Here is a 3,187-nt window from a genome sequence, read left to right as displayed (position 1 = left end):
TCGATACCCCAGCATATTCCTATCATTATTTTTGTTCAGTACCAACAAAAAATCGCAACTGCCCACTACGGCAGAACAAATCCGGCTGAAAATAGCGTATTTATGGATTCTAACTACATGAGTACACTGCCTATGTCTAAAGAAAAACTGAAGGAAAAATTATTTAGCGGCTTCACCTGTCATACCTTTATTCACGCCCCCGTTGCCGGCTATCATGCCTATCAAATCACCGGCGGGTTTAATCAATCCTCCGCGATGCGGGTGTATGTTTTTGCCGCGATGGCGAAAAAAACGTCGCGCTACGGATTAGCGATTTACAATGCGGCCGGCACCTTAGTGTATTCAGCCCAAATGAGGCCGTTACAGCTGGCGTATAAAGCTACCCACCACGGCCTTTCATTTTACAGCAACATGCAAGAATCGGTAGCGGTGGTGCCGATGACCTATTCTTTATTGCCTTATTTAAAGCACCCTAACAGTGATTTTTTAATCTGCTACGGGGTAGCTGCCTGTGGCAATGAAATATACAGTGCGATAGAACAACGACGTGAGTATCACGGACCTAAAGGTGTTGTGCTGGCTTCATCCGGTTTCTTTTATATCAAAACTGCCATATACGATAAATAGTTTTGCTAATGAGTCTTATCTCTGTTAGCGAATAAAAAAGAACTTTATTCGCTAAATAACGGCAATCAACATTGACGACAATGGTGGTTAAGATCAAGATATAAGATTAATGCGCAACTTTACGTTTCCGGCCTGTTTTCTCTGCCATTCTTTCTAATGCTAATGTAGCCTCCTTACTATAAATACCGAGTTCCTTTCTAACCTTATAATAGGATTCTCCAGCTTGTATCCGTTTTTGGGTGCGAGGAAGATTAACTGCCAGCATGTCTAATGCTAATTGTGCCTCATCATTAAAAATATCAATATCAAGCTCCTCTCTAATCTTCTCACAGGATACTCCATCTTGTATCCGTTTTTGGGTGCGAGGAAGGTTAACTGCCAGCATGTCTAATGCTAATGTAGCCTCCTTACTACAAATACCGAGCGCCCTTCTAGCCTTCTTATAGGATTCTTCAGTTTGTAACCTTGCTTGGGTACGAGGATGCTGAATTGTCATCATTTCTAATGCTAATCGTCCTTCACGACTATAAATACCGAGTTCCTCGCTAACCTTATAACAGAATTCTCCAGCTTGTATCCGTGCTTGGGTACGAGGATGCTGAACTGCCATCATTTCTAATGCTAATTTTGCCTTATGACTATAAATATCGAGCTCCTCGCTAATCTTCTTACAGGATCCTCCAGCTTGTATCCGTGCCTGGGTGCTAGGAAGATTAACTAACCGCATTTCTTCTTTTACCTTAGAAGGTGCGTTCAATTCATTACGAGAATTTTGTAAAATATCCAGAATCCAGGCCCTATGCATTGTACCCGTTTTGAAAAGCCGACGAAGCTGACATGGTATTCCCTATTCTCGCGCATGAATTTCTCACAGAGTATAGGTTATTTATCAGTAATGAACCGCCACGGGAATTCTGTGTGCCAGGATAAGTGGATAGGCTGAATAAACTGGCTAGCCTGAGTAGGCTGATAGGATGAAGATTCATTACAATAATCTCTTCGGTGAATAAAACAAAAGAAAGAAATTTATCATGGAGTATTTTTATAAACTATCAAAAAACGATTATTGTTCCTCGAACATCGCAATATTTTGAATCTTGGCGCATTTTTTGCGCAATATACCCATGAACAGAAATGGCTGACATAATCATTTCCCTCTCTTTTCTTTCAGATAACGGCGACGATATTTTTCGGCGTTATCCAGATTTTGTTCTGAGTTGATTTTAATCCTGATCTGAGGATTTTTTACACCCCGTGTCTAGAGAGTTGATACCGCATTGATCAAATCCACGAGTTCAAGGTATTTTTCGTCGGCATTTGCCTATTCCAGAAATAAATAAACTAACCATAATTAATTGTTTTAACTAAGTAATTTTGGTAAAACAACATCAATACGACAAGAAAAGTATGAAAATACAAGGGTAATAATAGGAAGGAATAGCGTTTCTGTTGAGTTTTTTCTGCGTACCCTTTGCGTATCCTTTTGGGTCGCTATGAGGTCAGTGGTGTGTCCGGACAATCTTCATAAGTTACTGGTTTTTATGCTATTGTCCGGTCACTGTCCTATTAAAATTGGTGGAGCTGGGGGGATTTGAACCCCCGTCCGAAATTACTACGCCGTCGGTACTACATGCTTAGTCCAGTCGTTAGTTCATCTGTTACTGCGGATGGACAACGCCACTAACAAACATAGCTTGATTAGGTTTAACGCTTCAACCCCAAGCAAGGCATCCACGCGATCTCTTTTAAATTTGACCTCTCTTGATCCCCGTCCTAAGAGCGGAGGCTAGGGAGAAAGGGCACTTGCAGTTTCTTAGGCTGCTAACTCCATTAATGAACTGTGAACAGAATCGTTAACAGGAACATTAGAGAAAAGTGCTAGTTCTGTTGTTTTTGCAACTATTTTTTTTGCGGTTTTTACGAGGCCACCGCACCTCGGCATGCACCTTGGGGTTCGCTAATCTCGTCGAATCCAGAATCAGCCCCAAAGAATCTTTTTGAGTATAACAGAACTTCCTGTCATTAAGCCAGCGGCTTAACGGTGGGCGTTTTTTATAATGCGCACTTTTTCCACGTCCCCCGCTGGCGATCCTTAGGCTGAACTCGTGAGCAGATCGCTTAAAGTATAGAGAGGATAGAACACTTCACCATAAAATGCCACCGGCTGATTAGCTCGATGGTTATACTTTTCAATCAGTTGGTTTAAAGGTAGTGTCATCGTGATACTGTCATTGACGACCTTCAAATCAATGTTTTCATGCACAGACTCTGCATTCAATGCGTTAGAAATACAGAGAGCGAATTTTCTTTGCGTGTGGGAAATCCATAGGTTCTGCTCTTCCCTTTGTACCTTATAACTGCCCAAATCCTCATTTTCGATAATTAATTCAACATCTTATTCAAGTGCCCTATTATGCGCCTGAATGACGAAAGTGATCGCTGACCAATGTTGTAATTGGATGAGGAGTGTGGCTGATTTTCGCCGTGGATACAGTGTTTTTATTCCTTTAATGTCGGTAAGAAAATAAGCAGAGAAAGGCAGGTTTTTTTGCAGTCCAGA

General features: G+C 41.4%; 3 protein-coding genes and 1 other RNA gene. 1 reads left to right on the top strand and 3 read right to left on the bottom strand.

Going from position 1 to position 3,187, the window contains the following annotated elements:
• Positions 1–627, top strand: a 627-nt coding sequence (locus REG_RS10465; RefSeq protein ID WP_218015692.1) for a hypothetical protein, incomplete at its 5' end; no start/stop codon positions are given.
• Positions 628–733: 106 nt separating this feature from the next.
• Here the strand turns inward: REG_RS10465 and REG_RS10460 are convergent.
• The 3 genes from REG_RS10460 to REG_RS12885 form a co-directional block, all read right to left on the bottom strand.
• Positions 734–1,432 (bottom strand): hypothetical protein, encoded by a 699-nt coding sequence (locus REG_RS10460; RefSeq protein WP_006705620.1) that lies wholly within the window; start codon positions 1,430–1,432, stop codon positions 734–736.
• A 768-nt stretch (positions 1,433–2,200) separates the two neighbouring features.
• Positions 2,201–2,613, bottom strand: a transfer-messenger RNA (tmRNA) gene (gene ssrA, locus REG_RS11600).
• Positions 2,614–2,719: 106 nt separating this feature from the next.
• The gene (locus REG_RS12885; protein WP_006705619.1) at positions 2,720–2,992 is read right to left on the bottom strand and encodes a hypothetical protein; all 273 of its coding nucleotides are present in this window, start codon (positions 2,990–2,992) and stop codon (positions 2,720–2,722) included.
• Positions 2,993–3,187 lie beyond the last annotated feature (195 nt).

Source organism: Candidatus Regiella insecticola LSR1, assembly GCF_000143625.1.
Classification (GTDB): domain Bacteria; phylum Pseudomonadota; class Gammaproteobacteria; order Enterobacterales; family Enterobacteriaceae; genus Regiella; species Regiella insecticola.
This window is presented reverse-complemented; position numbering and strand designations above follow the sequence as displayed.